21 protein-coding genes are annotated in these 23,803 nt (G+C 64.9%); 9 read left to right on the top strand and 12 right to left on the bottom strand.

Features of this window, described 5'->3' with window-relative positions:
• Positions 1-190 precede the first annotated feature (190 nt).
• Entirely contained in the window at positions 191-1,174 is a 984-nt protein-coding gene (locus J1C48_RS08250) for a phosphotransferase enzyme family protein (protein WP_207257344.1), read from the top strand.
• A gap of 44 nt (positions 1,175-1,218) precedes the next feature.
• Positions 1,219-2,562 carry an aspartate aminotransferase family protein gene (locus J1C48_RS08255; RefSeq protein WP_207257345.1) on the top strand — a complete coding sequence of 448 codons (1,344 nt, stop codon included), beginning with the start codon at positions 1,219-1,221 and terminating at the stop codon, positions 2,560-2,562.
• 61 nt (positions 2,563-2,623) lie between these two features.
• On the opposite strand, the gene fabG is transcribed toward J1C48_RS08255, so the two are convergent.
• On the bottom strand, positions 2,624-3,397 hold the full coding sequence (gene fabG / locus J1C48_RS08260) for a 3-oxoacyl-ACP reductase FabG (protein WP_207257346.1): 774 nt from the start codon (positions 3,395-3,397) through the stop codon (positions 2,624-2,626).
• Between the two features lie 303 nt (positions 3,398-3,700).
• Here fabG and J1C48_RS08265 point away from each other — a divergent pair, with 303 nt between their 5' ends.
• From J1C48_RS08265 to J1C48_RS08280, 4 genes are all read left to right on the top strand, one after another.
• On the top strand, positions 3,701-4,846 hold the full coding sequence (locus J1C48_RS08265; RefSeq protein WP_207257347.1) for an ABC transporter substrate-binding protein: 1,146 nt from the start codon (positions 3,701-3,703) through the stop codon (positions 4,844-4,846).
• Positions 4,847-5,081: 235 nt separating this feature from the next.
• A complete protein-coding gene (locus tag J1C48_RS08270) occupies positions 5,082-6,209 on the top strand; it encodes an ABC transporter ATP-binding protein (RefSeq protein WP_231081876.1) in 1,128 nt (375 codons plus the stop codon).
• A 3-nt stretch (positions 6,210-6,212) separates the two neighbouring features.
• The gene (locus tag J1C48_RS08275; RefSeq protein ID WP_207257348.1) at positions 6,213-7,130 is read left to right on the top strand and encodes an ABC transporter permease; all 918 of its coding nucleotides are present in this window, start codon (positions 6,213-6,215) and stop codon (positions 7,128-7,130) included.
• A 5-nt stretch (positions 7,131-7,135) separates the two neighbouring features.
• Positions 7,136-7,939 carry an ABC transporter permease gene (locus J1C48_RS08280; RefSeq protein ID WP_207257349.1) on the top strand — a complete coding sequence of 268 codons (804 nt, stop codon included), beginning with the start codon at positions 7,136-7,138 and terminating at the stop codon, positions 7,937-7,939.
• A 12-nt stretch (positions 7,940-7,951) separates the two neighbouring features.
• On the opposite strand, the gene J1C48_RS08285 is transcribed toward J1C48_RS08280, so the two are convergent.
• The 4 genes from J1C48_RS08285 to J1C48_RS08300 all read right to left on the bottom strand — a co-directional run bounded on the left by J1C48_RS08285 (position 7,952) and on the right by J1C48_RS08300 (position 13,444).
• Positions 7,952-8,713, bottom strand: a complete 762-nt coding sequence (locus J1C48_RS08285; RefSeq protein ID WP_207257350.1) for a DeoR/GlpR family DNA-binding transcription regulator — start codon at positions 8,711-8,713, stop codon at positions 7,952-7,954.
• Positions 8,714-8,845: 132 nt separating this feature from the next.
• The gene (locus tag J1C48_RS08290; protein ID WP_207257351.1) at positions 8,846-9,544 is read right to left on the bottom strand and encodes a GntR family transcriptional regulator; all 699 of its coding nucleotides are present in this window, start codon (positions 9,542-9,544) and stop codon (positions 8,846-8,848) included.
• A 253-nt stretch (positions 9,545-9,797) separates the two neighbouring features.
• Positions 9,798-10,526 carry an amino acid ABC transporter ATP-binding protein gene (locus J1C48_RS08295; RefSeq protein ID WP_207257352.1) on the bottom strand — a complete coding sequence of 243 codons (729 nt, stop codon included), beginning with the start codon at positions 10,524-10,526 and terminating at the stop codon, positions 9,798-9,800.
• Complete coding sequence (locus J1C48_RS08300) at positions 10,523-13,444, bottom strand: FAD-dependent oxidoreductase (protein WP_207257353.1); 2,922 nt, start codon at positions 13,442-13,444, stop codon at positions 10,523-10,525. The genes J1C48_RS08295 and J1C48_RS08300 overlap by 4 nt, the downstream gene beginning before the upstream one ends.
• Before the next feature lie 163 nt (positions 13,445-13,607).
• Between J1C48_RS08300 and J1C48_RS08305 the strand changes: the two genes are divergently transcribed.
• The 3 genes from J1C48_RS08305 to J1C48_RS08315 all read left to right on the top strand — a co-directional run bounded on the left by J1C48_RS08305 (position 13,608) and on the right by J1C48_RS08315 (position 16,341).
• Positions 13,608-14,501, top strand: a complete 894-nt coding sequence (locus J1C48_RS08305) for a dihydrodipicolinate synthase family protein (protein ID WP_207257354.1) — start codon at positions 13,608-13,610, stop codon at positions 14,499-14,501.
• A gap of 119 nt (positions 14,502-14,620) precedes the next feature.
• Complete coding sequence (locus tag J1C48_RS08310; protein ID WP_207257355.1) at positions 14,621-15,463, top strand: ABC transporter substrate-binding protein; 843 nt, start codon at positions 14,621-14,623, stop codon at positions 15,461-15,463.
• A gap of 179 nt (positions 15,464-15,642) precedes the next feature.
• Positions 15,643-16,341, top strand: a complete 699-nt coding sequence (locus J1C48_RS08315) for an amino acid ABC transporter permease (protein ID WP_207257356.1) — start codon at positions 15,643-15,645, stop codon at positions 16,339-16,341.
• 226 nt (positions 16,342-16,567) lie between these two features.
• Here J1C48_RS08315 and J1C48_RS08320 read toward each other — a convergent pair whose 3' ends face one another.
• The 7 genes from J1C48_RS08320 to J1C48_RS08350 form a co-directional block, all read right to left on the bottom strand.
• The gene (locus tag J1C48_RS08320; RefSeq protein ID WP_207257357.1) at positions 16,568-17,890 is read right to left on the bottom strand and encodes an amidase; all 1,323 of its coding nucleotides are present in this window, start codon (positions 17,888-17,890) and stop codon (positions 16,568-16,570) included.
• Between the two features lie 10 nt (positions 17,891-17,900).
• Positions 17,901-18,599, bottom strand: coding sequence for a DUF2848 domain-containing protein (locus J1C48_RS08325; protein WP_231081877.1), 699 nt, complete (start codon positions 18,597-18,599; stop codon positions 17,901-17,903).
• A gap of 28 nt (positions 18,600-18,627) precedes the next feature.
• The gene (locus J1C48_RS08330) at positions 18,628-19,908 is read right to left on the bottom strand and encodes a TRAP transporter large permease (RefSeq protein ID WP_207257358.1); all 1,281 of its coding nucleotides are present in this window, start codon (positions 19,906-19,908) and stop codon (positions 18,628-18,630) included.
• A complete protein-coding gene (locus J1C48_RS08335) occupies positions 19,908-20,486 on the bottom strand; it encodes a TRAP transporter small permease subunit (protein WP_207257359.1) in 579 nt (192 codons plus the stop codon). The genes J1C48_RS08330 and J1C48_RS08335 overlap by 1 nt, the downstream gene beginning before the upstream one ends.
• A 132-nt stretch (positions 20,487-20,618) precedes the next feature.
• Positions 20,619-21,680, bottom strand: coding sequence for a TRAP transporter substrate-binding protein (locus J1C48_RS08340; protein WP_207257360.1), 1,062 nt, complete (start codon positions 21,678-21,680; stop codon positions 20,619-20,621).
• 54 nt (positions 21,681-21,734) lie between these two features.
• On the bottom strand, positions 21,735-22,532 hold the full coding sequence (locus tag J1C48_RS08345; RefSeq protein ID WP_207257361.1) for a putative hydro-lyase: 798 nt from the start codon (positions 22,530-22,532) through the stop codon (positions 21,735-21,737).
• 87 nt (positions 22,533-22,619) lie between these two features.
• Complete coding sequence (locus J1C48_RS08350; RefSeq protein ID WP_207257362.1) at positions 22,620-23,537, bottom strand: LysR family transcriptional regulator; 918 nt, start codon at positions 23,535-23,537, stop codon at positions 22,620-22,622.
• Positions 23,538-23,803: the final 266 nt, after the last annotated feature.

The raw sequence follows: 23,803 nt of genomic DNA on the forward strand, positions 1-23,803 counted from the left end.
CAGCATCTGCGTCAATCTGCCAAATTTGTCATTCGATGCGACGGTCGGGCGAAGCTGGAGATTGGACGGCCATCGCGATCCCTCGGCAAGGCCGATTGGCCCGGCCTTGCCGCGCTGCACAGCAAAATGTTGCAGGTCCAACATTTTGTGTTGTATATCGGACGAAAATCAAAGCTGGGCCAGTCTTCCGATGTATGACGACGACTTCCTCGACCATCTGCAGGCGGGCCTCATACCGCTTTTGCCATGCTGGGGGCTGGCAGAGGGGGCCGAGGTCAAACTGCTGACGATCTCGGAAAACGCGACGTTCCTGGCGAGCGATCCGCGTGGCACGCGGCGGGTGTTGCGCGTGCATCGTCCGGGCTATCATCGCCGCGACGAGATCCTCTCCGAACTGGCCTGGATCTCGGCACTTATCGCCGACGGCGTGGTGGAGACGCCGCGGCCGGTCGAGCGGGGGGATCAAGGCGGATTGATCGCCGAGCTCGCCCATGGCGCCGAAACCCGCGAGGTCGTCGCCTTCGAATTCATGTCCGGGCGGGAACCGACGCCCGCAGCGGGCTTGGTGCCCTGGTTTGAGCGGCTCGGCGGCATCACCGCCCGGCTGCACCTCCATGCGCGAAACTGGACGCAGCCGAAGGGGTTCTCGCGCAAGATATGGGATTTTGAGTCGATGCTCGGCAGCCGCCCGCTCTGGGGCGACTGGCGGGCGGCGATCGGCCTTGAGCCGGCCCAAGAGGCGTTGCTGGAGCGCACGGCCGCAAGGCTGCGGGATCGCCTCGACGGCTATGGCAAGGGCGAGCGTTTCGGCCTGGTCCACGCCGACCTGCGGCTTGCCAACCTCCTTGTCGAGGGCGACCGGCTTGGCGTCATCGACTTCGACGACTGCGGTTTCTCGTGGTTCATGTATGACTTCGCCGCGGCGATCAGCTTCATCGAGATGGATCCGGTCGTGCCGGAGCTGATGGCGGCGTGGATCGCAGGCTACCGGCGCGTGGCGCCACTCTCGGCGCAGGACGAGGCCATGCTGCCGATCTTCGTCATGTTGCGCCGAATGCTGCTCACCGCCTGGCTCGCGTCGCATTCAGAAACCCCGACGGCACAAGAGCTCGGCCATAGCTACACGGCCGGCACCGCCGAACTCGCCGAGGCGTTTCTCAGCCGCGAGGGCTGACGGCCCGGGCGCCGCCAGGCGACGATTTCCATGGAGACACGATCATGTCCGCATCGAAGCCGATCCTGGCGCTGAACGCCTTTGATGCCAGCGAGGCGGAAGAGCTGGAGGGGCGCACGGCTGAGATGGTCGCCCGACGCCGAGAAACAGCCGGAGCCTCCTCGGTGCTGTTTTACCAAGAGCCGATCGAGATGGTGCGGGCGCGTGGCGTGTTCATGTTCGACGCCGACGGCAACCGCTATCTCGACGTTTACAACAACGTCCCCTCCGTCGGGCATTGCCACCCGCATGTGGTCGAAGCCATCGTCCGGCAGAGCGAGCGGCTGTCGATCCACACCCGCTACCTCAACGAGACCGTCCAGGCCTATGCCGAGAGGTTGCTCGCGACGCTGCCGCCGTCGATCTCGCAATTGGTGATGACGTGTACCGGCTCGGAGAGCAACGACCTCGCGCTGCGGCTCGCCGAGGCGACGACGGGTGCACGGGGCGTCATCGTGACCGAGACCGCCTATCACGGCAATACGGCGCTCACCACCGAGGTTTCGCCGTCCTCGCTCAAGGGCGGGTCGATCCCGTCGCATATCCGCACGCTGCCGCTTCCGGCGGAGCGGGCGGGCGACGGGCCGGGCGACCTCGCGGAGCGCTTCGCCGCATCGGTGAGGGCCGCGATTGTTAGTCTCAAGGCGGATGGCCACGGGCTGGCCGGAATGATCGTCGACTCGATTTTCTCCTCGGACGGGGTCTTCGCTGACCCGCCGGGTTTTCTCAAACCGGCGGTCGAAGCGGTTCAAGCGGCCGGCGGCGTCTTCATCGCCGACGAGGTGCAGCCGGGCTTCGGGCGCACGGGAACAGCGCTTTGGGGTTTCGCCCGGCACGGCGTGACGCCCGACATCGTCACCTTTGGCAAGCCGATGGGCAACGGTTATCCGATGGGAGGCGTCGCCACCCGTCCCGGCCTCCTCGACCGCTTCTGCGACAGTGTCGGCTATTTCAACACCTTCGGCGGTAACACGGTCGCCGCCGCGGCCGGACAGGCGGTGCTGGACGTTATCGAGCGCGAGGGGTTGCTGGCCAATGCCGAGGCAGTCGGCGCGCATCTTCGCGGCGGCCTTCGCGAACTGGCTGGGCGCCACCCGGAGATCGGGGCGGTGCGCGGCGCAGGCCTCTTCGTCGGCCTCGACGTCGTTGGCCGGGACAGCGGTGCCCCGGATCCGGAAGGGGCGATCCGGGCGATCAACGGCCTGCGCCGCCGGCACGTCCTTGTTGGCGCGGCAGGCCCCTTCGGGCATACGCTGAAGATCCGCCCGCCGCTCTGTTTCGAGCGCCAGCATGTCGATCTCTTCGTCGAGACGCTCGACGCGGTTCTGACAGGAGACGTCCGCGCCTGACGCGATCAGGATCTGCCGGACGCCGCCGGTGCTCCGGCTGGGGCTCGGCCGGGTCCGAATCTCACCCCATGGCCTCGAGCGCGTCGAGCGATTCCGGCAGAATCTGGCCGCCGTCGACGACGAGGCTCTGGCCGGTGATGTAGGCGGCTTCTTCGGTCGCGAAGAACAGGGCCGCATTGGCGATGTCAGTCACCGTTCCGAGCCGCTTCATCGGCACCGAGGCGGCCATCTTCGCTTCGTAGTCGGGGCCGAGATCGGCCAGGCCCTCGGTGGCGATATTGCCCGGCAGAACGGCGTTGACCGTGATGTTCCAGGGCGCGAGCTCGATTGCCGCCGTCCGCATGAAGCCGAGCTGGCCGGCCTTGCTGGCGCCGTAATGCGACCAGCCGGGATAGCCGGTGACCGGACCGGTGATCGAGGAGGTGAGGACGATGCGACCGCTCTGCTGCCGCTTCATTGCCGGCAGGCAGGCCGACACGGACAGGAACGTTCCCTTGAGATTGGTGCCCATCACCTGGTCGAAATCGGCGGCGGTCATCTCACCGAGCTTGGCCGAGGGAAAGACGCCGGCATTGGCACAGAGGAGATCAATCGCGCCGTAGCGCTCCAGTGCCGCCTTGGCCATCGCGCCGGCGTCAGTCTCGTCGGCCACATCCGCCGCGAAGCCGCTGGCATTGCCGCCAATCTCCGCTGCGACCTTTGCCGCCTCGGCTTCGCGGCGCGAGACCACCAGAACGTTGAGTCCCACCTCGGCGAGGCGCCGTGCGATGCCGCGTCCGATCCCCCGGCTCGCCCCGGTCACGATAGCGGTCTTTCCCTTGAGCGATGTGTACATCCGTCGTCTTCCTTCTTCGGTCTGAGGGTTCATGACACCCGGCGCTGGTCGTGGTGCCCATCGGGGCGCATCCACGATCGGTGCTGCATGACCAAGGCAGTCACCCACTTTGGCATGAGTTTCGCTTGCTGCTTCGTGAGGCAGTTCGACGAAGTGCCCTCGACAGCATCATTCCTCTTGACGCATCGCAAAAAAATGTTGTGAAGTCCACATTACGGCCTTCGATACGCAACATCAAATGCCGCACATGCCAAATTCTCGTGGCCCAGTTGGAGCCGCGCGCTGTGACGGAGACGATCGACGATGACGCATTTCAACCGACGCGATGCCTTGAAAATCCTCGGCGCAGGTGCGCTTGCGACCAGTGGAGCGCTGGCGTTTCCGGGGGCGGCTTTCGCGGCCCGCGACAAGGAGATGAACATCCTGTGCTGGGAGGGCTACAACTCGGCGCAGGTGCTCGACCCGTTCCGCGAAAAGGAGGGCGCCACGGTGAAGGCCGAGAGCCTCACCAACGACCCGACGATGATCAACCGGCTGCGCTCCGGCGAGATCAAGGTCTGGGATCTGATCAACGTGAACAATCCTTGGGCACGCAAGATCATGTATCCGGAAAAGCTGATCAAGCCGCTGCCGAAGGACGTGTTCATGCCGTTCTTCGACAAGATGCTGCCGCAGTTCCATCCGCCCTACAAGTGGGCGATGAGCGACGACGGCAGCGAATTGCTCGGCATGACCCAGCGCTTCGGGCCCTACAGCTTTGTCGTCAACACCAAGAAGATCAGCCGCAAGACCGCCGAAGAGACCGGCTGGGACCTGTTCAACGATCCGAGCCTTGCCGGCAAGTACGGGATTCTCGAATCCGACGACTGGAACGTCTTCAATATCTTCCTGGTTGCCGGCATCGATCCTTTCAAGACGCATACGCCAGAGGAAATGAAGACGTTCTCCGATACCGCGCTGAAGGTCTTCAAGGGCGCCCGCGTCATCGGTGACATCGCGACGATGAATCAGGCGCTCGTCTCCGGCGAGATCGATCTGCACCTGACCGGCGGTACCTACTCGGTCTCACCAGCCCGGGCCGACGGTTTCCCCGAGATGCGGGCGATTACGCCGCTGAAGGGCCCGATGAACGGCAAGGGCGGCGTCTCCTGGATTGAGGTGACCTCGACCGTCAACAATCCGAACCTCTCGCCTTTGGCGGTGGAATTCCTCAAATATGTCCAGGATCCGAAGGTGGCGCACACCGTCGCGTTTGCCGAAGGCACCTTCAATCCGGTGGCTCAGATGGGCAACAAGGCCTGCTTCGATCTCTTCACCAAGGACGAACTCGATGCGATCCAGTGGGACAGCCTGGAGGAGGAGATGGCCCGCTCGGTCGAATACGACATCGTGCCGGACTACGAGAAGGCGCTCGACCTGATGAACAACGCCAAGCGTCAACGCAGCTGAGGCCGCGGGCATGGTCGCGGGACGGATGCGCCGTTCCGGCAAGAGACCGTGCAAGGCTTGAACAAAACAGCGCCATCGGCCGGGGCGGCATGCTCCGGCGGCGCCTCCCGCATCGAGAGCGCAATGCGATGAACTCCAATCGCCATTCCGCTCCCAGCCCTTGTTTTGCCGCATGATGTGATCCGAAAAGTCGTGCAACTTTTCGCATCACATCATGCTCTAGGATCACGATCCGATGAACATGACCTGGACCAACGAGCCCGACCGGCAACAGACAGGCACCGCGACCATGGCGAAGCCAGCCCTGCCGGTCCTCCAGCTTGTCGGCGTCTCCAAACGCTTCGACGGTTTTACCGCCGTTGACGACATCTCGCTCGATATCCGCGAGGGAGAGTTCCTGACGATTGTCGGTCCCTCCGGCTCCGGCAAGACGACGCTTCTTCGCATGCTGGCGGGTCTGGAGCAGCCGTCGGACGGCAACATCACCCTGCGTGGCACTCTGATCAACGACCTGCCCCCGCGCGCCCGCCCGACCTGCCTCGTCTTCCAATCGCTGGCGTTGTTCCCGCACATGACCGTCGGCCGCAATGTCGAGTTTCCGCTGAAGGCCAAGGGCGTGGCCGCGGCAATCCGCAAGGAGCGCGCGCTGGAACTGCTGCGCATGGTGCGGCTGCCGGAGAGCTATTACGGCAAGAACGTCATGACCTGTTCGGGCGGCGAGCGCCAGCGCGTCGCACTCGCCCGGGCTTTCGCCTATGACCCCGACGTCCTGTTCTTCGACGAGCCGCTGTCGGCGCTCGACTACAAGCTGAAGAAGCTTCTGGAAAAGGAGCTGAAGGACCTTCATAAGGAATCTGGCAAGACCTTCGTCTACATCACCCATTCCCTGGAAGAAGCGATGGTGATGTCCGACCGGATCGGCGTCATGCGCGCCGGCAAGCTTGTCCAGGTCGGCAGTCCCGAGGCGATCTATGGCGCGCCCCAGACCCGGTTCGTTGCCGAATTCCTCGGCGAGGTGAACGTTTTTGGCGCCAGTCTCGAGGGGACAGGCTGGGTGGCGGAGACGAGCGGGGAGCCGATCCGTCTGGTGCTGCCAAAACCCCTGGCTGGGGCATCAAAGGCGGCGGTGGTGGTGCGGCCGGAATATATGAAATTCCTCGCCGATCCCGGCGATGCCGACAACGCGGTTCGCGGCGTCATTTACAACGAATACTCGCTCGGCTCGCGCATCCAGTATCAGGTGCGCGCCGGCGATCGGGTGTTCCTGGTCGAGATGTCGCGCGCTCAGGCCCGCCCCGGGGCCGGCAGCGGCGAGGTGCTGATCGGATGGAACGCCGCGGACGCGATCGTCGTGGAGGCTTGAACGATGAGCGATGCAACACTGCCGGTCGTCGACGCGGAATCGCAGCCGGCAAGCCGGTTGACGCGATGGCGGGGGCTCAGACTTTCCACCGGTGCGCGATGCGCCAGCCCCGTCGCCTTGTTCATGGCGCTCGGCTTCCTGGCCCCGCTCATAACGGTAATCGGCTTTGCCTTTGCCACGCCGCGCACATTCGCCGTCTTCAAGAGCTTCACGCTTCAAAATTTTGCCGAGATCTTCGATCCTGCCGATACCGTCTGGATGTCCTTCGCCTGGTCTCTGGCGCTCGCCTTTGCGACCGTGGTCGTCCTCCTCGTCATCTGCTACCCGATCGCCTACGGCTTGGTTCGGGTCTTCGGCCGCTGGTCCGCATTAATCAGCATCGCCTTCGTCTTCCCGTTGTTCATCTCCGAAAACGTCCGGCTCTACGGGTGGACACTGTTCTTCATCAATCACGGCGTGCTCGACGGGCTTTTGCAGGAAATTGGCCTATCGGCGCCGGATGTGCTGTTTTCGCCGGCGATCACCCTGTTCGGCATGGTCTATACTTATCTGTCGTTCATGCTGTTTCCGATGACGCTCGGCCTGTCGATGGTGCCCGGCGATCTGATCGAGGCGGCCCGCGACTTTGGCGCCAGCCGACTGATGATCTGGCGCGAGATCGAGCTGCCCCTGGCCATGCCCGGCATCCTGATCGGCGCGTTGCTGACCTTCGTGCTCGCGGCCGGGGCCGTGGCCGAGGCGAAGATCCTCGGCGGTCAGTCGGTGATCATGATCAGCCACGACATCGAAATCGCCTTCACCTATTCGCAGAACTGGCCGCGGGGTTCGGCTCTCGCCGTGCTCTTGATGATCGTCATCGCTGGGCTGTCGATGACCCTGATGGCGCGACTCGATCTCGATCGTATTCTTGGCCGGAGGTGAGGTGGATGGATACGACGCGTCCGCGCCGCACGCATTCATTGATTTGGGTTTGGACCCTGTTCGTCGCGCTGGTGGTCTATCTGCCGGTCGTCTGCGGAGCGCTGGCGGGCCTGTCGAAGGGCCGCTATTTTCTCTTCCCAATCAGAGCCTTTTCCTTCGAATGGTGGCAGAAGACGCTCGATTCCCTTGAAATCCAGCGGATCGTCGAGAACTCGATTCTGATCGCGCTGATCGTCACCGTCGTCTCGCTGGCGCTCGCCTTTTTCGGCGCGCTCGCCTTCGCCCGGTACGATTGGCGCGGGCGGCGGCTTTATCAGAAGCTGCTGCTGCTGCCGATCTTCTTCCCGCAGCCGGTGCTCGGCCTGGCGCTGCTCTTGTGGTTCAACACGCTCGGCATTCAGCCGAGCTGGCACACGGCGATCGTCGCTCATCTCGTCTGGATCGTGCCGGTGGTTACACTCGTGATCGCGATCCAGGTCTACGGCTTCGATCCGGCGATGGAGGAAGCGGCCGCCGATCTCGGCGCTAGCCGCTGGATGATCCTTCGGGACGTCACCCTGCCGATCCTGTGGCCCGGCATCTGGTCGGGCGCGCTGTTTGCCTTTCTTTTGTCCTGGGGCAATTTTCCGCTGTCGCTCTACACGGCGGGAGCAGATTCCACGGTGCCGAAATGGCTCTATTCGAAGATGGTCGCCGGCTACACGCCGATGGTCCCCGCGCTCGGAACGATGAGCACGCTGGCCGCCGCGACCCTGCTCCTGCTCGGCGGCGCGATCGCCGGCTTCGTCAGAGCGCGCCGCAACCGCTGAGCGTTGGGCCGTTCAGCCAACCGCAACCGTCACGCGGTGGCGGTCCATCGCGGCCTTCAACTGCCCGGCGGGCGCCGTGTCGCTGACAAGCGCGTCGATCTGCTTCCAGGCTCCGTAGCGGGCAGGGAATACCCGGTCGAACTTGGAGTGGTCGGCGACGACGACCGATCGTGCCGAACGGGCGAGCATGGCGCTGTAGACCGCACCGGCATCGAGCAGGGCATCCGTCGGTCCCTCCTCGGTCAGGCCGCTCGCCCCGAGCACCGCGGCGTCGGCAAAGAAGGTGTCGAGGAAGCTGACGGTGTGGACGCCGACCGTCGCGCCTTCGGTCCCGTGATAGGCGCCGGGGGCGATCAGTGTCGAGATCGTCGGATTGAGCGCCAGCACCGTCGCCACGCCGAAGGAATGGGTGATGACGGTGATGTTCGTCCGCTCCACCGCAAGGCGTCGGGCCACATGCACCGTGGTCGAGCCCGAGCCGATCATGATGACGTTGGCCGAGGCGAGAAGCGGCATGGCCCGCCGCGCGATCCGTTCGCGCTCCGGCACGAGCAGCGCGTGACGCTCGGCAACCGAGGGTTCTGTTCCAAGTGCGCGGATCGCCCCGCCATAGGTGCGGCTGAGCTGGCCCTGCCGATTGAGTTCGTCGAGATCCCGCCGGATCGTCTCGGTGGATACGTTGAGACGCTCCGCCAGTTCGGCGATGCGCAGGCTCGGCGAGACATTCAGCTCGGCGAGGATCTGCGACTGGCGGTTGGATTTGCTGACTCTCATCGCGGGTTGAGCCTCGTTGCGAAACGACATCGTGGATAGAGTGTCCCGCAAGGGATTGCCAGCTGTTCGGTCCCGTTGACGCGGGAACGGGCTTTTTGTGCGAGACGGGCCGTCAGGCCAGCGCGGGCGGCCTCATAGCCTTGCCATTGCCGCGAGGACATCGTTGGTCAGGCTGCGGATATGGGTCTGCATGGCGCTCCGCGCCGTGGTCGGATCGCCTGAGCGGATCGCGTCGATGATCGCGATGTGCTCCTCGGTATCGGGGCGGAAGCGAGATGGCAGCCCCGAGAGTTCATAGAGGCGCGTGGTCACGCGCAGCGACGCTATCACCTGAGCCATCACCTCGTTGCCGGACGCGTCGGCGATCATGTCGTGCAGCTTTTCGTCTGCCGCCCAATGGATTTCGGCCGGAACGTTCGGGTCGTCCCGCAGCGCCAGCATCGCTGTTTCGACCGTGGCCAGTGCTGCGGCATCGATCACCTGGACGGCGGCGGCAATCGCCTCGCCCTCCAGAAGTTCACGCAGCCGCATGCTCTGGAAATATTCGCGGTTGGAGACGAGCCTCACCCGAAAGGGCTGGTTCATCTCCTTTTGGATGAGGCCGGTGTTCTGCAAGAGGAACATCGCCTCGCGCACCGGCGTGCGGGAGAAGCCGAGCTCGGCCGCGAGCTTTTCTTCCGACAGGATGTCGCCGCCGGCCAATTGGCGCTCCATGATCATCGCCCGGATCACGCTATAGGCTTTGCGGCCGAGGTTCTCGCCGTCGCCCGGTGCCTTCCTGCGCCGCTCGCCAGCGCCTTTGTCGCCGCCCATTGTGCTGCTTCGAGCCATTATCGTCTCCAGCCAATCCGTTGAGGACGCCAACGCGTTGCGCCAGCGTCGCGGTCCGCAGCCGGTCGAATCCGGCTTTCGAAAAGCCCCGCCGCGCGCAGACGGCGCGCCGCACCCGGTGAAAGGGCGCAAGCCTGTCTGCGGATGCGAGGCCAGCCGCGCCGGCGCTGCCCGGCCATCGGCCTTTGCGCCGGCCTGGCCCGAGCCATGGGCCGCGTCGATGTCTTCGCCGATGGTGTCATGGTGCGGCTGTTCAGTGCTTGAGGATTTTGGCGAGGAACTGAGCGGCGCGCGGCGAACGCTCGGTGGTGAAGAAGTCTTCACCCGAGCAGTCCTCGATGATCTCGCCCTTGTCCATGAAGACGACCTTGTTTGCCACCTTGCGGGCAAAGCCCATCTCGTGGGTGACGCAGACCATGGTCATGCCCTCCTCGGCAAGTTCGACCATGACATCGAGCACCTCATTGATCATCTCTGGATCGAGGGCCGAGGTCGGTTCGTCGAACAGCATGGCGATGGGATCCATCACCAGAGCCCGCGCGATCGCGACGCGCTGCTGCTGGCCGCCCGAGAGATGGATCGGATATTTGGGGGCCTGATCGGCAAGGCCAACCCGCTCGAGCAGTGCCTCGGCCTTGGCCTTGGCTTCCGCCTTCGAGCGGCCGAGCACCTTGCGCTGAGCGAGCGTCAGATTGTCGATGATCGACAGATGCGGGAACAATTCGAAATTCTGAAACACCATTCCGGTCTTCGCCCGCAACTTGGTGAGATCGGTTTCCGCCGCCCAAACGTCGGTTCCTGCGACCTCGATGCGGCCAGAATCGATCGGTTCGAGGCCGTTGATGGTCTTGATCAGCGTCGATTTGCCGGAGCCGGACGGGCCGCAGACGACGACGACCTCGCCACGCTCCACCTGCGTCGAGCAGTTCTTCAGAACCTCGAACTTGCCGAATGTCTTCGAGACCTTGTCGAGGATGATCATCGGCGACTCCCATCAAAGCGTGAAATCAAATAGGGCGAGACGTCGAGGCTGGTGCTCCCGGTAATGACAAGCTCGCGGGTGAGCCGCGCGACGGCGGGTGCCAGCGTGTAGCCGTTGGAGGTCACGCAATTATAGAAGCCGGAGCGGCCGGGAGCCTCGCCGAGGATCGGGGCGCCGTCGATATTGACGTTCATTCCGGCCCAGCTGCGCAGGACATTGAGCCCGGCAATCTGCGGCACCACGCGCTGGGCGACCCAGAGATTGCCCTCGAGGCTGTCGAGCACGGTCGTATTCAGCCGCTGATGCTCGGCGTAGCGCGCGGGCCACGCGCCGCCGATGAGGAGGCCGCCGGTCGATAGTTGCTTGAGGCTGAGGTGGCGGTCGGCATGCGCGACGAGTTGTGTCATGAGCGGTGGCGCGCGCTCGGTGGTGATCATCTGCAGAGGCGCGCTATAGACGGGAAGGTCGAGGCCGACCATGGCGCCGATCTCGCGGGCCCACGGGCCGGCGGCGTTGATCACGATGCCGGCCCGGATCGTGCCGCGCGACGTTGTCAGCCGCCAGCAACCGCCGCTTCGCTCGATCGCCGTGACATTGGTGCCACGCTCGGCGCGGCCGCCCGCTGCTTTCGCCGCCTCGAAGGTGCGATAGGTCGCCGTCAGCGGATTGATCTTGCCTTCCTGCGCGACGTATTCGGCACCGATCAGATCCTCCGACAGGGCCGGAGCCAGCGCGCGCAGTTCGGCCCGGCCGAGGATCTCCGCCGCAATCCCGTAACGGCGCTCGACTTTTGCTTTGGCTTCGAGAAACGCCATGCCCGCGGGCGTTTCGGCGACCATCAATCCGCCGGTGACACGGATCTCGAAGTCGCCGCCGCAGGTTTGGGCGATCTCCTGCCAAAGCGTCACCGCAAAAGGCCCGAGTGGCAACGCCGCCGCCGCCGGCCCACCGCCGGCTTCCGCCTTGCTGCCGAAGTCGAAGGAAAGGAGCTGGACATGCAGGCTGCCGGCATTGGCGCCAGAGGCCTGGAGGTTGATGTCATCGCGTTCGATGAGGAGAACGTCGCGGCCCGCCCGCGCAAATTCAAAGGCAAGGCATACCCCCACCACGCCGCCGCCGATGACGGCGACCTCCACGTCCTTCTTGCCAAAGGGCGCCGCCGACGGCGCGCGGGCAAGGTTCGGCGATCCGGCGCGCTGATGGCCGCCCCATTCGGGCTTCTCGCGAGCCAGTGCTGCGGCCGGAAACGGCTTCACCGGCAGGCGTGGCGCGAATCCCTCGATCTCCCGTCGGCGCCCGGTTCGCGCCTCGATCAACCGGGCGGCGGTCGCGGCGCAATAGCGGGCCTGGCAGCGGCCCATGCCAAGCCGGGTGCGTCGCTTCAGCGTGCCGAGACTGTCCCAGCCGGCGTCGATCTCGGTGCGGATGCGGCCGAAAGTGAGGCCCTCGCAGCGGCAGAGGATGGCCTCGTCGGGAATGGCTGAAAGATCGGCGGGCGGCGCTGCGAAGAGGTTTTGGAGCGCATGCTGGAAGTGCCGTGCTCGCGTCACGCCGCGCCGCGCCCGACCGCAGTCCGGGAGGGGGCGGGCGAGGCCGAGCCGAGAAGCGGCATGGGCGCCGGCAATCGTGCCCATGCACTCGGCGACGCGGGCTCCGGCAACGAACGCGCCGTCACCGACGGCATAGACACCGGGAATGCTGGTTTCACCGACGTCGGATGTCGCGACGCAGGGCGTGCCGAGATGGCGCGGGTCGAATGCGGTCTGGCAGCCGAGAGCCCGGGCGATCTCTGTCGAAGCGACAAAGCCGTAGCCGAGACAGAGCGCGTCCGCGTCAATCGTGTAGGCTTTGGCCGCGTCCGGCCGACCTCCGGCGCCGAGTGGAGCGAGGGTGACGGCCGAAACTTGTCCGTCACCCTTTGCCGCGATCGCCGCGTGGCCCCAATCGATGGCGACGCCGCTTTTCGCGAGGATCGCATAATATTTCAGGCCCTCAGCCATCAGATCCGGTGCGGCGAGCATCGCTTTGGCAAGGCTTGGCAAGGCCGCGAAAGAGGGCCGCGCGGCCGCCTCGACGACGCCCGCCACCGTAATGCCGCGGGCGACGAGGTCTGCGGCGAGCTGCAGATTGAGCGGGCCATTGCCCGCGACGACGACTCGGCGGCCCGGTGACACGCCATAGGCGCGCGACAGGGTCTGTGCCGCACCCGTGGTCATGACCCCGGGCAGTGTCCAGCCCGGGATCGGGTAGGGGCGTTCATAGGCGCCGGTCGCGAGGATCAGCTTGCGGGGCCGGTATAAAACCGCCCGCCCGTCAATCAGCGCCAGGACTTCGTCGGGCCGGATCGCGCCCCAGACCAGCGCGCCTTGGAGCGGTGTGATGCCGGCCGCGGCCAGGCGGGCGAGGAGCCGGGCGCCATGCCGGAACTGGCGGTCGGTCGGGCGCTCGGCCCGCAGCGACGGCGCCAACGGCTTATCGTACTGGCCGCCCGGTTCGGGCCGTTCGTCCAGCACCGCGACCGTGGCACCGCGCCGGCCGGCCGCCAGCGCCGCTGCCATGCCGGCCGGACCGGCCCCAACGACGAGAATGTCGACGGTGACCTCCGGTCGCGGCGCGTCCTGCGGCTTGTCGGCGAGCGGCGCCAGGTGATCGGCCCGGGTTCCAGCCGGCTGCGACGATCGCACCACCTCACCGCCGGTGATCTTGGTGAGGCAAGCCCGTTGGCCGGCGCGGCCGTCGACGGTCAACACGCAATCGTAACAGGCGCCCATGCCGCAATAGAGGCCGCGCCAGCTTTCGTCCTCACTCCCGCCGACATCAAAGCGCCGAATCGCGGCGATGCCGTTCGCCGCCAGCGCGGCCGCGATCGTCTCGCCCGGCAGCGCCTTTAGGGGGCGTCCGTCGAAGCTGAACGTCACGGGAGCGGCTGCGGGTCGGACATTGGGACGAGGCAGACGCATCGGGTTCCGGGGTCTCGCGGCGGTCACTGTCGAGCTGACTCTAGCGTATAAGAATTTTCTTTGTATACAGAGAAAATATTTTTGTTATGTTCATCCTGAAAACAGCGTTGAAAGTCGGTTCATGACCCGAGCGCGCGGCACCTTCACCGTCCTCGTCACGCCGTTCACCCCGGACGGATCGGCCGTCGATGCCGCCAGCTTGCGGCGCTTGGTGAATTGGCAGATCGCGCAAGGGATCCATGGACTGATCCCGCTCGGCAGTACCGGGGAATTTCTGTCTTGTTCACGTGAAGAGCGGCAGGAGATCGTCGAAATCTGCATATCGGAGGCGGCGGGCAGGGTGCCGGTCTATGTCGGCACTGGCGCCGAGGCGACCTTCGACGCCGTGGAGCTCTCGCGTGAGGCGGAGGCGATGGGGGCCGACGGCGTCATGATCATCCCGCCGTTCTATTCCAGCCCGACCGAGGACGAGTTGTTCGAGCACTACCGCCGCATCGGCGAGGCGATCTCGATCCCGATCATGCTCTACAACAATCCAGCGACGGCGAATGTCGATCTGGTCCCGCGGATCGTCGAGCGGCTGAGCCGCATCGATGCGGTGCGTTCGATCAAGGAATCGACCCTCGAGGTGACGCGGGTGCGCGACATCATCGAGCTGTGCGGCGAACGGATCGACGTCTTCGCCGGTATTCTCGGCTATGAATCGTTCTGGCTCGGCGCGGTCGGCTGGGTGGCCGTTTGCTCGAATCTTTTGCCGAAGCAGTCGGCCGAGCTGTTCGATCTCGTCGATCAACGCTCGGACCGGGCGGGTGCGCTCGCACTCTATCGGAACATCCTGCCGGTCGTGCGATGGGTCGGCGGGCCACGCTACGTGTCGGCTTCGAAGGCGGGCCTGGCGATAATGGGACTGCCCGTCGGCGATCCACGTGCCCCGCGCCTGCCGCTTCCGCTAAGCGATCGGGCGGCTTTGCGAAAGACCCTGGCGAGCCTCTCGCTCGTCGGCAGCCTCGCGTGATTTGGGCTGGCCGTCTGGCCGGCCCCAACGACAGACGGGCCCGGATGCCCGCGCGACATGCGTGCAAGGGACGAAACGCTGACCTTTCACCGGGCCGTGACGGCCATCAGGAGACCAGCATGATCAGAACTCACGCCATCCTCGCCCTCGCCGGCGGCCTCGCATCCGGCCTCGTCTTCTCCATGGCGCCGGCGCTTGCCGCCGATTGCCAGCCGAAGATTCCAGCCGCGGATCTCGTTTTGGCCGGCAAGTTGACCATGTCGACCAACCCGACGCTGCCGCCGATGCAGTACGTCGATTCCGCGGGCAAGCTGAAGGGCATGCGCATCACCCTCGGCCGAGCAATCGCCAAGCGCCTGTGCCTTCAGCCGAACTACATCCGCATCGAGTTTTCGGCGATGATCCCGGGCCTTCAGGCCGGGCGCTGGGACATTATCAATACCGGCATCTTCTGGAACCCCGAGCGGGCCGCGATGATGAAGATGGTTCCTTACGAATCCCAGGCGATCTCGGTCTCGGTCCAGAAGGGCAATCCGGAAAAGATCACCAAGCCGGAGGATCTCGCCGGCAAGACCGTCGGTGTTGAGATCGGTGGGTTTGAGGAGGATAAGCTGAGAGCACTCGACAAAAAGCTTCAGGGCGAGGGCCTGAAGGCGATCGACATCCGCACCTTCGACAATTTCGCGCTTGCCTATCAGGCGCTCTCGGCTGGCCAGACCGACGCCACCGTCAGTATCGATCCGACGGCCGCCGAATACGCCAAGCGGGGCGATTTCGATCGCGCTCTGTCAGGCCTGTTCCCCACGCCGGTCGCGCTCGCCATGAAGAACGAGACGCTGGCCACCGCGGTCGTCGGGGTGCTCAACGACATGATGAAGGATGGCAGCTACCAGAAGCTGATGGCCCAATACGGCCTTCTCGCCAACACCAAGCCCTTCGCCTTGCGCGGCCCGAAAGTCTGATCCTGGCCCGTCCTGCGGGTTCAAGCGCGCCGGGCCGAACCCGGCGGCTTTCAAGGACGGCGCGCTTGGCATGATGGCCCCGGGGGCCTTCGATCTGACCCGCGCTCTTGACGACGACACCTGCCTGGCCCCGGTTCGGGGGATGCCTCGACGGACATCATCTCTTTGAGGATTTCGGCATGGACATTCGCTGGAACTGGCCCGGATTCTTTGGCTATCTGGTCAATCCCTTCATTCTCGGCGGTGCGATCACGACACTCTGGCTGACGCTTGCGGCGATGGCTGGCGGTCTCGTTCTCGGCTGCCTCCTGGCGGTGATGCGCATGGCCGCTCCACGGGTCCTCAACTGGCCCGCGCGGTTCTACATCTGGATCTTTCGCGGCACGCCTCTGCTGGTTCAGCTGATCATCATCTATACCGGCTTGCCGCAGCTCGGCATCCGCTTCGGCGTCGTCGAATCCGCCTTGCTCGGGCTGATTTTGAACGAGGCGGCGTATCTGTCCGAGATCGTGCGCGGCGGCATCCTCGGCGTCTCCGCCGGCCAGTGGAACGCGGCCCGCGCGCTTGGCCTCTCGCCGGCGCAGGTGTTGACCTATGTGATCATGCCGCAGGCGACGCGGATCATCATTCCGGTTCTCGGCAACAGCGTGAACGGCCTCCTGAAAACGACTTCGGTCACCTCGGTCATCTCGATGGAAGAGCTTCTGCGCCGAACCCAGATGCTGATCCAGGAGAAGTTCCTGGTGCTGGAGCTGTTTACCGTTGCGGCCCTCTACTATCTCCTGATGACCACCGTCTGGCACTTCATCCAGATGCGGATCGAAGCGCATTTCGGCCGCGCCTATTCACGCAAGATGGTCGAGCAGGATGCCCGCTGATGCGGCGCGAAAGGCCGCAGTCGCGCCGCCTGGACCTTCTCCCGATGTCCGCCGCATCCACGCCGGGCTGGTGCATGGTCTCGCCGTCAATTGCGCGGCGCGTTTGACCGCGCGCGATGACTTCGCTCTCAATCGGCGGGAATGGCCGGGTGGGTGAAATTCCGGCTCGCCGTGCGGGCAGGGCAGCAGGCCAGGATGGGTGGCGAGATCGTCTGCGATGGCGCTCCTACCGGTCGGCGAGAAGACCCTCCAGAGTCTGGGCGATGGCGAGGATCCGCCAATCGGCACCACCCGGGCCGATGATCATCAGGCCGGTCGGCAGGTCGCCGGCTTCGTGCATGGGGACCGTCGCGGCGCAGCCGTCGAGAAAATTGATCGTCGAGGGGTTGCGCAGAATCAATGCGTTCAGCCGGTCGAAATCGGCCTCAACCTCGGCGATCGTTGGCGGCACGATCGGCACGGTGGGCGCGAGGAAGGCGTCGTATTGGCTGGCGAGTTCGGTGAAAGCCGCGATCGCTTCCTGCCTGGTGGCGCGGGCGCGGTCCACCTCGCCGGGGGCAAAGCTCTCGGCGGCGCGGATACGCTTCAGCACGCGGGGATCGCCGGTCGTCTCGAGGTCTGCCAGATAGGCGTGATGGGTTGCATGGGCTTCGTCGGCGACGATCAGCCGGTTGACGACGCCGGCTTGGGCAAGCGGTGCGAATGCAACGTCTTCGAGGGCGACGCCGGCGGATGAGAGCGTCTGCATTGCGGCTGCGAAATCCGCCGTGACCTGGTGATCCATCCCATCGGTGACGACATTGCGCAGGACGCCGAGCTTCAGTGTTTCTGCCTTCGGCAAGGCCGCTTTCGGCGGCGCGCTGGCCGATAGGGCGGCGTGGAGCGCGGCACAGGTGGCAATATCGGGAGCGATCGGGCCGATGCTGTCATAGCTACCCGACAACGGAAAAGTGCCGGCGAGCGGCACGGCGCTCTGCGTCGGCTTGAAGCCGGCCAGAGCGTTGAAGGCGGCGGGAATGCGGATCGAGCCGCCGGTGTCGGAGCCGAGCGCGGCGTCAGCAATGCCATAGGCGACGGCGATTGCGCCGCCGGAGGTCGAGCCGCCGGGAATGCGCTCGGGATCGTGGCTGTTGCCGGGGGTGCCAAAATGCGGGTTGAGGCCGACGCCGGAATAGGCAAATTCCGACATGTTGGTGCGACCGAAGCAGATCGCTCCGGCAGCGCGCAGGCGGGCGATGACCGTGGCGTCCGCCGTTGCGGCCGCGGCTCCGGCCAGCTGGATGGAGCCGGCACGGGTCACGGCGCCGGCCTCGTCGAAGAGGTCCTTGATCGCAACGAGGAGTCCCGCGAGGGGCGCGTCGCGTCGCGCTGCGTCGCCATCGAGCGCTTCGGCCTCGGTCATGACGGTTGCTGCGTCGAAGTGGGTGAAAATCGCCGCGGCTTCGGTCTCACCGATATCCAGCAGCCGAGTGATCGCCTGGGCCGCGTGATCCACAGCGCGAAAGGTGAGGCGGCCGGAGGCGAGCTTCAGCGGCGAGAGGCGATCCATCGCGTTTTCCTCAGTTGATGACAGGAAGAGCACGGCACTCATAGGCATGGGTGATGCTGCGTGAGAGTATAGGATCGTGCATCACCATCTTGAAATAGCGGGACGGCCGGACGCCGCCCGATAGGACACCAAGGGTGCCGGACATCATCACGGTTCCGGCCTGAAGGCGGGTTTGGCCCGCCGCCAGCGGGCAACGCGCCGCCAGCTCGGCCAGCGGCCGGATTTTCGCCATCGCGCCGTCCTGATAGGCGACCCAATCGCTCGAGTCGCCATCGCGGACAAAGGACCGGAGTTCGATCTGATCGAGATGATCGCAGACCTCGTCGAAGCGCCAGAGGCTGGTGGCGACCGGCTTGGGACAGACCTGTTTCGACAAGGCGACGGAATGGGCTTCGAGATCGCGGTCGGTGTGGTCGGAGCCGAGGCCGAGATAGAGGGTCTCGCCGTCGTCGAGAAGCAGCGGCTCGATCTCGCCGGAGGTGGTCGCGCCAACGGTCTCGATCACTTTGGCCTGGGTGATGAGTTCACTGCCGACGCGATAGAACAGCGGGACGCAAGAGGGCGGGGCGACACCGATCGCCTGAAGCTCGGCGATGTGATGGTCGACCGCCGCCTGGTCACGGCCGGTCCAGCCGGCAATGACGGCGTTGACGAGGCTGACGGTCACGGCGCCCTGGCCGACGACATCGAAGGTCATTCGAGAAGTCACGGAGATTCCTTGAAAATTGGCTATGGGTTTACAGGCCGTTGGTGAGGAAAAGGGCGAGATCGGGAACCAGCACGAGGGCAACGACCATCAGCAGCATGACGACGACATAGGGGATCACCCCAACCATGACGTCGGTCAGCGAGCCTTTCGTCCGCGCGCCCTGCACCACGTAAAGGTTGAGGCCGACCGGCGGGGTGATCAACGCCATTTCGATCAGGACGATCATCAGGATGCCGAACCAGACCTTGTCGAAGCCGAGGCCGGAGATGATCGGCACGACGATCGGGATCGTGGCGATCATCAGCGACAGCGTCTCAATGAAGAAGCCGAGAACGATGTAAAGGAAGATGATCACGATCAACGTGCCATAGGCGCCGAGGCCGAGATTTTCGAGCAGGTCGGTCAGCTGCCGCCCGAGACCGGCGGCGGCGAGGGTGTAATTGAGGAAATAGGCGCCGACGATGACGAACATGATCATCGCCGTGCTCTTCACCGTGCCGAGCAGCGCCTCGGTGATCATGGAAAAGCTGACGCTTTGGTAGAAGGCGGCGATCACCAACGCCATGGCGACGCCGATGGCGGCGGCTTCGGTCGGGGTCGCCCAGCCCCGGTAGATCGAGCCGACGACGACGCCGAAAAGGAGGCCGATGGGAATGAGGTGGCGCAGGCCTGACATCCGCTCGCGCCACGTAAACGAGCGGCTCGGGCCGCCGAGATGGGGTCGCTTGGCGCAGATCAGAGCGGTGACCGCCATGAAGCCGACCGCCATCAGCAGGCCGGGAACGAGACCGGCCAAAAACAGCCGCGGGACCGAAGTCTCGGTCAGAAAGCCGTAGACGATGAGATTGATGGAGGGCGGAATCAGAATGCCGAGCGTGCCGCCGGCGGCGACCGCTCCGGCAAAGAGCCGCGGGTCGTAGCCGAGCCGGTCGGCCTGCGGCATGGCGACGGTGGCGACGGTCGCGGCGGTCGCCACCGAGGATCCCGAGGTCGCCGAAAACAGCGTTGCCGTGCCGATATTGGCGTGGACGAGCCCGCCCGGCAGCCAGGAAAACCAAGCATCGAGTGATTTGTAGGTGCGTTCGGCAATGCCGGCCCGCACCAGGATCTCTCCGAGCAGGACGAAGAACGGAATCGCGATCAGCAAAAAGCTGTCCGAGGACGAGTAGACGATTTGGCCAAGCCCCCGGATCAGCGGGAAGGGCGAGTAGAACGTATCGATACCGATGCCCAGCAGGAACAGCACGACGCCGACGGGCAGCGACAAAGCGAGGAGGGCGAGAAGGCCGAAGCTGACAGACCAGATCATCAAAGCTCTCCCGTCTCGGTGCCGCCGCCGGCGATGGCGCGCACACTCTCCCATTCCCGCTCGGCGATCAGGACGGTGATGCAGGCAAGGAGCAGCACAGCGACGATGGCCAACCACACCCAGCCGCCGAACCAGATCGACTGAGGGATCCAAAGGGGTGTTGCGAGCGGCGTATTGGCATGGGAGTCGCGGGCCAGCGTCTTGCCGAGCACGTCCCAGGCATGGATCGACACGGTGAGGGCGATAGCGAACACGCTGGCGAGCGCCAAAAGGTCGAACAGGCCTTTGCCAGGGAGCGGCAACCGGCTTTGCAGGATGTCGATGCGCACATGCGCCCGCTCGGTGAGGGCATAGGCGAAGCCCCAGGTGGCGACGCCCGCCATGACATAGCCGGAAATCTCGTCCGATCCGCCGATGCTGCCGATCGCGGTCTGCCGCAGGACGATTTCGAGGAGGATCAGGGCGACGGTCGCCAGAAGCGCGATGCCGGCCAGGATGGCGATAATCCTGTTGATGCGGCCAAGCCGCGCCGCAAGCCGTGCCGGGCCGCTGCGGTTCGCCATCTTGATGTCAGTCATGTCGATGATCCCTGGCATGCGCCGCCGAACGACAGCCCCTGGACTGGCGCGACGAACATTTGGAAAGGACGAGCGTGAATGCCTGTCAGCAAGAGGCGGCGAAGACGCCTGTCCGCCGCCTCCGGTCCTGTCTTACGGGGCGGCGACAGAGACGCCGACGACCTTGCCGACGCTGTCGTTCCAACGCTTGGCCCAATCCCCACCGGCACGCTTGGCCCAGTCCGGCAGAACGTCCTCTGTCAGCACTTTCTTGGCGAGGGCTTCGTCTTGCTTGGTCGGCTCGACCAGCGTCATGGACGCGGGCTTGCCGGCCTTACACTCGCCGCGGCCGGTGAGGCATGCGACGTCGCCCGATAATGCGTCACCGGCAGCGGCCCAGACCTTGTCCTCGAACTTGGTCTTGATCTCCGTCTCAAGGAAGGACTGCATCGCCGGCGACAGTCCATTCCATTTGTCCTGGTTCATCGCGGTAATCACCGGATCCCAACCGCCGAGCGGCAGCGTCAGAAGATGCGTCGAGGATTCCCACCAGCCGGCGCTGTAGCCCGAACCGGCACCGGTGACGGCGCAGTCGATGACGCCGCGTTCCAACGCTCCCGGTACTTCCGAGAAGGACATAGTGATGCCCTCGGCGCCGAGCTTTTCGAGGAGGATTGCGGCCATTCGGCCGGAGGCGCGAACCTTCTTGCCCTTGAGATCGCGAAGGCTTTTGACGTCGGCGTTGCAGAAGACGACCTGCGGCGGATAGGGGACGATGGCCAGCAGCTTCGCGCCGAAACGCTTCTTCATGATGTCCGCGACCATCGGCCGGGCGGCATCGATCACCTTGTGCTCGGTATCGGCATCGCTCGCGACCAGGGGCACGTCGAGGCCTTCGAGCTCGGGCGCGTCGCCGACGACGTAATCGCCGACCGTCATGCCGACGTCGAAGACGCCGTCGCTGAGCATGCGGAAGACGTCACCGCCCTTGACGCCCATCTGGTCAAAGGTGGTCATCTGGACGCTGACCTTCCCTTGGGAGTCGGCCGGCAGGGTCTTCGTCCAGAACGGCCTTTCGAAGTCCTTGTCGAGTGGCAGACTGCTCCAGCTGCCGACGACGGACAGCGACGTGTCGTCGAGGTTCTGCGCATTGGCGGGCAGGGTTGCGGCAGTCAGGCAGGCCGAGAGCGTCAGGCAGGTGAGAAGGGTTTTCATGTCTTGGCTCCATGGGTTCGGGGGAAGAGATGCGGATGGGGGCCACGTCGGGGATCACGCCCCCTGTTCTGCCAGCCGGTCGGTGATCAGCATGTGTCCGGGATCGTGGGTGATGGCGAATTCCGGCCGGGCGCGGCGGATCGCCAGCTGCGGGGTGACGCCGCAGGCCCAGAACACGGGAACCTCACCGTCTGCCATGACGGGCGGATCGCCGAAATCGGGCGTCATAATGTCGGCGATGCCGATCGCCGCGGGGTCGCCGAAATGCAGGGGGGCGCCATGGGCCAGCGGTTGACGCTCCGAAAGCACCATCGCGCGGATCGCGTCACGGGGCTTGAAGGCCCGCATCGAGACCACCATCGGGCCGGCGAAGGGACCACAGGCGTTGGTTTCCAGATGGGTGGCGTACATCGGCACGTTCCGGCCCGCCGCGATGTGGGGCACGCGGATGCCGGCCCGCAGCAGCGCGTCCTCGAAGGAAAACGAGCAGCCGATGGCGAAGGCGACGAGATCGTCACGCCAGACGTGGCAAAGATCGCTGACCGTGTCGACGAGTTCGCCATCGCGGAAGATGCGGTAGCGCGGAACGTCGGTGCGGATGTCGAGGTCCTCGCCGAGGCCCACCAAATGCGGGTTGCCGGGCTCGCCGACGCCAAGCAGCGGGCAGGGCTTCGGATTGGCGACGCAAAAGCGCAAAAAATCGCTGGCATATGGCTCCGGCAGAATGGCGAGATTGCCCTGCAGATAGCCAGGCGCCTGACCGCCGGTGTGGCCCTGGAACGCGCCGGAGCGGATCCGGCGGCGGATGGCGGCGGGCGAGGTCGTAACGGGGCTAACGGTCGAGGCGGTCATTTTCCGGGCACACTCGCGATCTGCGTATGATGACGGCAGACAGAGTGTTCAACGCAATAATGAAACAGTCAATCGATCAAATTTCGATCACTTTGATCGATTTGAAAGATCACTATGTTCGGCAACGGCCTGCTCGGCCGCCAGACGCAAGGCGTTGGCGAGGGGGGCTTGGAGGGACGCCATATGGGTGAAACAGAAGCGGAGCGGCTGGGGTCTGGCTTTTTCTTCGGTGTCGAGCTGGCGGATCCGCCCCGCGGCAACGTCCGGATCGACCATCGAGATCGGCAGGACGCCGATGCCAAAATCGGTCAAGATGAGATGAAGCGCCGCCGATAGCGACGCGCATCCGTGCAGCAATGGGACGAAGGGAAGATCGGCGGCGGCAAAGATGGTTTCGAGGTCGCGATAGGGGATCGTTCCCTTTGGGAATGTGACGATGGGCCAAGCCGCGAGGTCGCGCACTGTCAACGCCGTCCGGGGAATGGCGGCGTTGGCTGCGGCGAACCAGTCGATATCGCCGGCAAAGACGAAATGGCTGGTCGCACGCGGCGGCACCAGCTCCTCCATCATCACCGCGACGTCGAGTTCGTCCTCGATGAGTTTGGCGGCAAGGACCGGTGAGGTGTCGACGGCGAGCTCGATGCGAAGGTTGGGAAAGCGCGCGTGGATGAGCGTCATCATCCGGGGCAGCCAAGTGTGGACGATCGTTTCGGCGACACCGATGCGGATGGTGCCGGCAAAGCCGCTCTCCTGGGCAAGGTTCGAAATGATGCGATCGCGCATCTCGGTGAGCCGGGCCGTCTGATCGAGAAAGGTGCGGCCCGCCGGCGACAGGCTGCCGCGGCGTTTCCTGCGGTCGAAGAGTTCGACCCCGAGCCGGTCTTCGAGCGAGGCGATGCGCGCGGAGACCGCCGATTGCGACAGCCGCAACTGGGCCGCGGCGGCTCGAAACCCGCCATGCCGGACGACCATGCGAACGATCTCGACATCCCTAATATCGAACATGCCAAAACTCCCTATGGCCGTACCGCAATCTCTCAGCGCAAAGAGCCGCAGACAAGCCGGCGATGTCCTTCGCGCCGTGTGCGTCCGATCGGACGCACACGGGACGCGGGATTTCATTGCGGCGACGCATCATGCTTTGCCGAAAATTGATTGCGATTTTCGGGCCGATGCTGGCGCCGGGACGGACGCCTTGATCGGGTCTATGCGGAAGGTCACCGCGACCGTGAGAAACGCTCGTCCGCCGTCCATGTTACGATGTCCAGCCT

This window comes from Jiella flava (assembly GCF_017349315.1).
Classification (GTDB): Bacteria; Pseudomonadota; Alphaproteobacteria; order Rhizobiales; family Rhizobiaceae; genus Jiella; species Jiella flava.

Excerpts from the sequence above, each read along its gene's own strand:
- J1C48_RS08335 (WP_207257359.1), bottom strand. The coding sequence starts at position 20,486 with ATGACTGACATCAAGATGGCGAACCGCAGCGGCCCGGCACGGCTTGCG.
- J1C48_RS08310 (WP_207257355.1), top strand. The coding sequence starts at position 14,621 with ATGATCAGAACTCACGCCATCCTCGCCCTCGCCGGCGGCCTCGCATCC.
- J1C48_RS08275 (WP_207257348.1), top strand. The coding sequence starts at position 6,213 with ATGAGCGATGCAACACTGCCGGTCGTCGACGCGGAATCGCAGCCGGCA.
- J1C48_RS08345 (WP_207257361.1), bottom strand. The coding sequence starts at position 22,532 with ATGACCGCCTCGACCGTTAGCCCCGTTACGACCTCGCCCGCCGCCATC.
- J1C48_RS08330 (WP_207257358.1), bottom strand. The coding sequence starts at position 19,908 with ATGATCTGGTCTGTCAGCTTCGGCCTTCTCGCCCTCCTCGCTTTGTCG.
- J1C48_RS08320 (WP_207257357.1), bottom strand. The coding sequence starts at position 17,890 with ATGGATCGCCTCTCGCCGCTGAAGCTCGCCTCCGGCCGCCTCACCTTT.
- J1C48_RS08315 (WP_207257356.1), top strand. The coding sequence starts at position 15,643 with ATGGACATTCGCTGGAACTGGCCCGGATTCTTTGGCTATCTGGTCAAT.
- J1C48_RS08265 (WP_207257347.1), top strand. The coding sequence starts at position 3,701 with ATGACGCATTTCAACCGACGCGATGCCTTGAAAATCCTCGGCGCAGGT.
- J1C48_RS08290 (WP_207257351.1), bottom strand. The coding sequence starts at position 9,544 with ATGGCTCGAAGCAGCACAATGGGCGGCGACAAAGGCGCTGGCGAGCGG.
- J1C48_RS08270 (WP_231081876.1), top strand. The coding sequence starts at position 5,082 with ATGAACATGACCTGGACCAACGAGCCCGACCGGCAACAGACAGGCACC.
- J1C48_RS08285 (WP_207257350.1), bottom strand. The coding sequence starts at position 8,713 with ATGAGAGTCAGCAAATCCAACCGCCAGTCGCAGATCCTCGCCGAGCTG.
- J1C48_RS08295 (WP_207257352.1), bottom strand. The coding sequence starts at position 10,526 with ATGATCATCCTCGACAAGGTCTCGAAGACATTCGGCAAGTTCGAGGTT.
- J1C48_RS08340 (WP_207257360.1), bottom strand. The coding sequence starts at position 21,680 with ATGAAAACCCTTCTCACCTGCCTGACGCTCTCGGCCTGCCTGACTGCC.
- J1C48_RS08350 (WP_207257362.1), bottom strand. The coding sequence starts at position 23,537 with ATGTTCGATATTAGGGATGTCGAGATCGTTCGCATGGTCGTCCGGCAT.
- J1C48_RS08250 (WP_207257344.1), top strand. The coding sequence starts at position 191 with ATGTATGACGACGACTTCCTCGACCATCTGCAGGCGGGCCTCATACCG.
- J1C48_RS08255 (WP_207257345.1), top strand. The coding sequence starts at position 1,219 with ATGTCCGCATCGAAGCCGATCCTGGCGCTGAACGCCTTTGATGCCAGC.
- J1C48_RS08305 (WP_207257354.1), top strand. The coding sequence starts at position 13,608 with ATGACCCGAGCGCGCGGCACCTTCACCGTCCTCGTCACGCCGTTCACC.
- J1C48_RS08280 (WP_207257349.1), top strand. The coding sequence starts at position 7,136 with ATGGATACGACGCGTCCGCGCCGCACGCATTCATTGATTTGGGTTTGG.
- fabG (WP_207257346.1), bottom strand. The coding sequence starts at position 3,397 with ATGTACACATCGCTCAAGGGAAAGACCGCTATCGTGACCGGGGCGAGC.